General features: G+C 53.7%; 7 protein-coding genes. 5 read left to right on the forward strand and 2 right to left on the reverse strand.

Annotated features, from left to right (window positions below; all coding sequences use genetic code 11):
• Positions 1 to 277 precede the first annotated feature (277 nt).
• On the forward strand, positions 278 to 937 hold the full coding sequence (locus VB780_RS08390) for a hypothetical protein (RefSeq protein ID WP_323350685.1): 660 nt from the start codon (positions 278 to 280) through the stop codon (positions 935 to 937).
• A 7-nt stretch (positions 938 to 944) separates the two neighbouring features.
• Here VB780_RS08390 and VB780_RS08395 read toward each other — a convergent pair whose 3' ends face one another.
• On the reverse strand, positions 945 to 1,265 hold the full coding sequence (locus tag VB780_RS08395) for a hypothetical protein (RefSeq protein ID WP_194022960.1): 321 nt from the start codon (positions 1,263 to 1,265) through the stop codon (positions 945 to 947).
• A 481-nt stretch (positions 1,266 to 1,746) separates the two neighbouring features.
• Here VB780_RS08395 and VB780_RS08400 point away from each other — a divergent pair, with 481 nt between their 5' ends.
• From VB780_RS08400 to VB780_RS08410, 3 genes are read left to right on the forward strand one after another with little or no spacing between them, the layout of a single operon-like run.
• Positions 1,747 to 2,130: a hypothetical protein gene (locus VB780_RS08400; RefSeq protein WP_323350686.1), complete on the forward strand. Its 384-nt coding sequence runs from the start codon at positions 1,747 to 1,749 to the stop codon at positions 2,128 to 2,130.
• Positions 2,127 to 2,798, forward strand: coding sequence for a hypothetical protein (locus tag VB780_RS08405; protein ID WP_323350687.1), 672 nt, complete (start codon positions 2,127 to 2,129; stop codon positions 2,796 to 2,798). Before VB780_RS08400 ends, VB780_RS08405 begins: the two co-directional genes overlap by 4 nt.
• Positions 2,799 to 2,801: 3 nt before the next feature.
• Positions 2,802 to 3,353 carry a hypothetical protein gene (locus VB780_RS08410; RefSeq protein ID WP_323350688.1) on the forward strand — a complete coding sequence of 184 codons (552 nt, stop codon included), beginning with the start codon at positions 2,802 to 2,804 and terminating at the stop codon, positions 3,351 to 3,353.
• Here VB780_RS08410 and VB780_RS08415 read toward each other — a convergent pair.
• A complete protein-coding gene (locus VB780_RS08415; protein WP_323350689.1) occupies positions 3,348 to 4,751 on the reverse strand; it encodes a Uma2 family endonuclease in 1,404 nt (467 codons plus the stop codon). The two genes, VB780_RS08410 and VB780_RS08415, sit on opposite strands and share 6 nt — an antisense overlap.
• Positions 4,752 to 4,871: 120 nt before the next feature.
• Between VB780_RS08415 and VB780_RS08420 the strand changes: the two genes are divergently transcribed.
• The gene (locus tag VB780_RS08420) at positions 4,872 to 5,069 is read left to right on the forward strand and encodes a hypothetical protein (RefSeq protein ID WP_323350690.1); all 198 of its coding nucleotides are present in this window, start codon (positions 4,872 to 4,874) and stop codon (positions 5,067 to 5,069) included.
• Positions 5,070 to 5,405: the final 336 nt, after the last annotated feature.

Here is a 5,405-nt window from a genome sequence, read left to right on the forward strand (position 1 = left end):
GAGGATCCTCTAGGTTCTCAAAGTGGCTTAACAGTGAATCCGTCGGGGGCACTGAATGGGACATGGATAGCCTTGATGTCAAACGTATCCACTAGTATCCCTACTCACCGAGTATGCGTTTGCCCTGTGGATTGATCGCTTTCAGCAGGATTGGCAAAAGCAACAGGAGGGCGATGAAGACGCCATTGCCCTGCGCTGGCGAGAACAGTTTTGGTACCCGGCCTTCAAATGGCTGCCACCAGCGGCGAAATTAACATCCCATCTTTTGGATGACGTGGTGGATCGGTGGAAGCCCAATAGCCGCAGTCGTCAGGTAGCCTGCCAAAAGTTCCAGCGGTTGGCCGACTTTGCCGGTATTGAGTCTAAGGTGCGCGACCGTCAGGGCGATTACCGGCTGAGCAACGTCGAGCGCATTATCCCTAACGACGACGAGATTATTGCCGCCATCGACGGGATGAAAAACAAATCGTGGCAGTGGGTCGCTGCGATGATGGCCACCTACAACCTCAGGGATCACGAGGCCTTTCTCTGTGAGGTGGAATGGCGTGAGTATGACGGTCAGCGGTGGCTGGTGGCCCTGGTGCCCGATGGAACAAAAACTGGCAAGCGCGAAACCTTTCCACTGCCACCAGAGTGGGTTGACCGCTGGCAACTGTGGGAGGTGCGCCGACCCGCCGTGACAGCTCGCATGAATAAAGACTACGGCGATCGCACGTCCACGGCTTTTCAGCGGGCTAAAATGCCCTTTCCACCCTATAGCCTTCGCCACGCCTGGAGTTTGAGAGCTGCCCTGTGGCTAGAGCTACCAACGGCGGTAGCCTCCCAATTCATGAGGCACAACCCCAACGTCAACCTGGGTACCTATCAAAAGCACATTTCTAAGGAACGAGCGGCCCAGACCTATTTTGCGGCTCTGAAGAAAAAGCAGGCTGGTTAAGGGCTGATCAACCTCGCTTGCTGGCCATAGTGCGATCGCGCAGCTGACACTTCTCGATATCGGCATACCAGTCTGGGCGGCGGGAATCCGGCGATCGGCGATCGACAATCTCTTTATTTACCCGATAGTGGCCAGACCGCACCTTGTAGAGACAGGCATCGTAATTCTGGTAACCGAGAATTTGCCAAGCCTTATTGAGCTTTACCAGCTTAGGCATATCCACCTCTCCATTCAGGCGTTGCCGTAGCTCTCGAAGATTGCCTTCGATCAAGTCAAGGCGGGCGTTAAGCCGTTCAAATAACGCTTCCAAAAGGTCATGGGTGTCCATCGTTGCATCTCCAAAACCGATCCACACAAAGCTCTTAGCCGCCTGGGCAAATCGATCCCAGCCGCCCGAAGTTGGCTTTCCGACGGTCAAAAGGCAAAGAATTTGATAGACACACACCTTGATGAGAGCATCTTACGATGAATTATTCGCTGTTAGCTGACTCTATGCTGACTAATTCATAAAAGTTAATAGTAGAAGCGCACGGCTAGAGCTTTTAGATTGTTGTCCCTGAAAGAAAAGCCTTCAGCAATCAGCAATGCTGGAACATGGTCGATAGTAAGAATGCATTCTAGATCTAACGGGCATTAGATCAGCATGTACTGGTGTTGCAGTGTAAAATTGTCTTGATAGGTGACTAATCATAGTTATCTACCAAAGGCGCTGATCACGATTGAACCTTATAGGCTGATTTTGACCCATGCCCCGAGGACGAAGCCCTTCCCCAAGCCCTGATCCTGCAAACCCTGATAAAAAATCCAGGGTGCGCTTCATTTTTGAGCCCGATCGTACCTCTCCCAACGGCATCACCTACTCCTGGCTGATCCACGAGACCTACAACGGCAAAGAGAAAGCGGCCACGGCGACCCGTGCCTTCTGGCTGCCCTTCGCCTACCGGCAATCGGGAAATCACTCCGAGGGAGAGCTACGCGATCTGGCCCAGCAATCGATCTGGCAGATGGAAGCCCAAATTCAGCACCTACGCGAGGAATTTGATTTGGGGATGGCTCGATCCGGTAGCACCGAATTAGTAAGAACGCCTGATGCGGAGAATCTACCCGCAGAGGCAGGCACTGTGCTGGTACAGCCCGTGACCGTTGCCACTCCATCGGCTGACTTGCTCGACGAGTTCACGGACGCCCTATGAGAGAGCCACAGTTGCCGAAGGAGCCAGAGTCCGAGAAAGGACGATTGATGCGTCAGCAATACCTGGCGCTGGCCAAGGCTTCGCTCAAGGATGCCAAGGACTACGAGAGTCTCTACACCCGCTACAGTGATAACCCCATGTCAGCCCAGGGACTAGATCAGGAGGTAGCCAGAGCGGCGCTACAGACCGGCAAGGCTCCCCGACAGGTAATTCAGCTGCTGGCCCAGGGGCCATTTACCCAGCAGCAGATTTTGGGGTTGTCTGATGAAGAAAAGAAGGCGGCGTTGCCCAAATTGATTCAGTACGCCCAGACGACCGTGGACAGCCTTCAACAGCAGCGCTACCTGGAGTATGCCTGCTCGGTGACGGGGAAAATCCAGAGCTATCCTGATCTCTATAGAGATTATGTGAGCAGCGATCTCACCGGCATTCAGTTGGATCAGAAGGTGACGGCGGCGGCGCTGGGGGCCGGGGAATCGGGAGAATCTGTAGCGACGCTGCTACACCAGGGGCCATATGCCCGATTTCAGCAGGATGTGCAGGGGGTGGCCCCGCAAACGATTGAGCAGTATGCCCGAGGGACGGTGGCTCAGGTGCAGGCGATTCAAGCACTCCAGGTAGGGCAGCCGAGGCGGATGCCGACTCGCAACAGGGGTATGGAAGCCTAGGGAATGGCGGAACGTCGGCTGGGGAAGTATTTGACGCTGGAGGAGTTCTGCACCTGCACGCAGACCTACCAGCGGTTTGCTGACCAGATAGAGCCGTTTCCCAAAAATCTGGAGGAGACATTGCCAGCCCTAGAGGTGCTGTGTCAGTACATCATTGACCCGGTGGTGGATAGGTTTGGGCGCGATCGCTTTCTACTCACCTATGGCTTTTGCTCGGTGGACTTGAAGCGGTGGCTGGCGCAGAAAGACCCTGTTACGGGGAAGAAGCACGGCATCGCTACCCCCAGCCTGGACCAGCACATGGCCCACGAGGTGAATCGGCATGGGCGGTACTACTGCGATCGCCTCGGTGCCGCCTGCGATTTAATAATTCTCGACATGCCCAGCGATGCTCTAGTGAACTGGATTGTGGCCCAGGGACTGCCCTTCGACTCGCTGTATTTCTATAGTCCAAACCGCCCCATTCACATTAGCTACGGCCCCCAGCACAAACGCGATATTTGGGCGTTTACCGAACAGGGAACACCGACGCGGTATCGTCCTGATTGGTCATAACTCAACCAAGTGCCGTTCAATTTGCCAGAGCTGATCCGCCGTCAGCCACTCCGGCTGAAACTGAAGTAGGTCGATGCGGCAGTCTGGGTCAATGTCCCGCAGCACATCGAACGCTTTCCAAGAATCATCAAATTTTTCCCAATAGACCAGGGTGATGTCTGACCAGTAGTTCAACGGTTGAGGCATCGTCAGATCCCCAATTACTCCCAATCGCCCCAGGGAAAAGTGGGCACGCAGTCGCTCTGCGGCCTGGCGGGCCAACTGCCACCATTCGGCTTTGCGCTCCCCATCGTGCTGTTCCCACTCCAGCCGCTGGCGCAATCCCTCTATCCAGGTTTGGGGTGGCAACAGTTTGACCGCACTCTCCAGGCCAAAGGTCATGAGCAGCATGGCCAAAACATTGCGGGTGCCTGGGGTCGAGTTAATCAGCAGTTTGCCTTCGATAAACTCAAACTTGGCTCTCGGGCACCAGCTAATGTACTGCTCAAAGGCGATGGTGACGGGTGACGGCTGGATATTGGGAATAAACAGCAGGGAGCCCCACTGGGGGCCTTCTTCGGCGGGCGATCGCTGAAAGTTATCCATCGGCTGCTCGACCTTAAGCGTCCTGGGTTCCAGGGGATTGTAGTCCCCATCCTCTTGCCAGAGGGCATCCGGTCGAAAGGCCAATCCAGGAACGCTGATGGGGCGGTAGTGACTCTCGCTGTCAGGCTGATGAAGTTGATACTGACCTTCGACGAGTCGGTAGAACTCAACCTGCTGCTTCTCAGGATCAATCAGCCAGTATTCTTGAACGCCTGCCGCCTGGTAGTAGTCGAACTTGGTGCTGCGGTCAGCCGCTTCATGCCCCGGCATCAGAATTTCAATCACCAAGTCTGCTGGGCCACTCAAGAAATAGGAAAAGAGCTGATTGAGCCCCTGGCTTTTGTAAATGATGAGATCTGGGGTAAAGCCGTTATCGCCCAGACGCATAACAAAATCTCGCCCCAGCGATTCGCACCCGGCCTGATTCGCCAGCCGAAATGAATCCATTGTCAACTGCTGCTGAAGGCGGTGATGAACCCAGGTTTTCTCGGCCCGACCGGCCTGCAAGTCTTCTGCAACGAACTCCACGTCAGTGACTTGCTCCTCTAGCTGATTGAGGATTTCAAGGTGAGAACCCGTTGGAGGAAGGGTGAGGTCATAGCCTGCGGCAAGGGCCTGGAGCCAGGTTTCGACGGGAGCAAGGGCAACGGCTGCCTCTGCTCTCCAACCCTGGAGAATCTGCCTCAGCAAAAGCCGACTCCCGATTAGGGAATTGCCCACAATCAGCTGACCGTTAATCAACTCCAGTTTGCTTTCTGGTTTGTTGTTGATCCAGTTGTCAAATAGCTCAGAAGTTGGTGGATACAAAGCCATAGCTTTACAAAGCCTTCGCTGACTTTAAACACTACCCTAATGAAAGCATTACCGGTTGAAGGAATGGATCATGGCGAAAAAAAGACGGCGGCTGTCGTTGAAACATAGCACATTTACGAAATGGAACAATGGGATGAGGACTATTTCAATATGGAGGTGCAGGCCTACATCATGGTAAATCAAAGGAGGACTGGAGATTTTCAATTTGGACTGGTTGCCGGAGGTCTTGATGGAGAATTTGTAAGAGATGGTGACACTGAGCGGTTCGAATTCACCTGGGATGGCAATGATGGACACTGGTTCGCTAAAAGGGGATGAATGGCTGAAAGCCTCACCACACATGCCCTTTGAAGATTCCAGTGCGAATTGGCTCAAACCGTTGCTGAATAAGGGCTATGGAGATTTATCTCCTCTTAAAAGACCATTGCCATGATCTTGGGCAATGGCCTAGAGAAGTATAAGATGTTAGTGTTTTCCCTAAGAGGGTGTTTGAAAAGTTAGGGCTTGAGTAAAAAAGCTCACTCCGCATAAGTTGCAGATGAATGTCAGCAATGCCGGAGTGAGACGATGAGTAAAGACTACCCCAGCAACCTAACCCGAGACCAGTACGAGCTTCTGAGTGATTTACTGCCTGCCGCCAAGCCTGGTGGACGA

The sequence above is a fragment of the Leptolyngbya sp. CCNP1308 genome, assembly GCF_034932455.1.
In the GTDB taxonomy this organism is placed as follows: domain Bacteria; phylum Cyanobacteriota; class Cyanobacteriia; order Phormidesmidales; family Phormidesmidaceae; genus Nodosilinea.